Source organism: Wolbachia endosymbiont of Nomada ferruginata, from assembly GCF_001675785.1.
Lineage (GTDB): Bacteria > Pseudomonadota > Alphaproteobacteria > Rickettsiales > Anaplasmataceae > Wolbachia > Wolbachia pipientis.
The window spans coordinates 1-780 of record NZ_LYUY01000176.1; the positions used below are offsets into that span (position 1 = coordinate 1).

Annotated in this window: 1 protein-coding gene; it reads right to left on the bottom strand. The window is 35.6% G+C overall.

Annotation, left to right across the window (positions count from 1 at the left end; genetic code table 11):
- Window positions 1–85 precede the first annotated feature (85 nt).
- Window positions 86–724: an endonuclease III gene (gene nth, locus BA053_RS06315; RefSeq protein WP_065106881.1), complete on the bottom strand. Its 639-nt coding sequence runs from the start codon at window positions 722–724 to the stop codon at window positions 86–88.
- Window positions 725–780: the final 56 nt, after the last annotated feature.

Here is a 780-nt window from a genome sequence, read left to right on the forward strand (position 1 = left end):
CTATACTTTTATAACCCAGTGTCCAATCTGGATTCCAGACTGGAATGACATCATAGGAGCTACTTGAATGACAAAAGAAGAAATACTAGACCTTATACCTTTTGCACTCAAACTCACATAAATCATGAATTATACACGCTTCACACGAAGGTTTTTGTGCTTTGCAAACATATCTACCATGCAAAACTAGCCAGTGATGAGCATAAAGCAGGTATTCTTTTGGAACTACATTTAAAAGAGATTGCTCTGTTTTAAACACATCTTTTTCTTTCACAAGCCCAACTCTATTGCTCACTCTAAAAACATGAGTGTCAACTGCCAACGTTGGAATGCCAAGCCCCGAATTTAAGAACACATTAGCGCTCTTTCTCCCAACCCCTGGTAAAGATACCAAATCATCGAAATTAGTAGGTACTTTGCTGTCGTATCGTTCTACCAATATTTTACTAAGCCCGATTATATTTTTTGCTTTGGAATTATATAAACCAATACTGCTTATGCATTTTCTTAGCTCACTCTGCCCAAAACTCAGCATTTTTTCTGGCGTATCAGTGATACTAAATAGCTCCTTTGTAATTTTATTAACGCTTATATCAGTTGTTCGCGCTGATAGAACTATCGCAACTAATAACGTAAAATCATTGGTATAATTCAGCTCTATTTTTGGTGCAGGATTTGATTGCTTGAATTTTTCAAATATCAGTTCTACTTTTTTTGAGTCCATGCATAGAGCTAAAAGCTTATACTATACCGTAATATTCTACTATGCAAATTCAACCG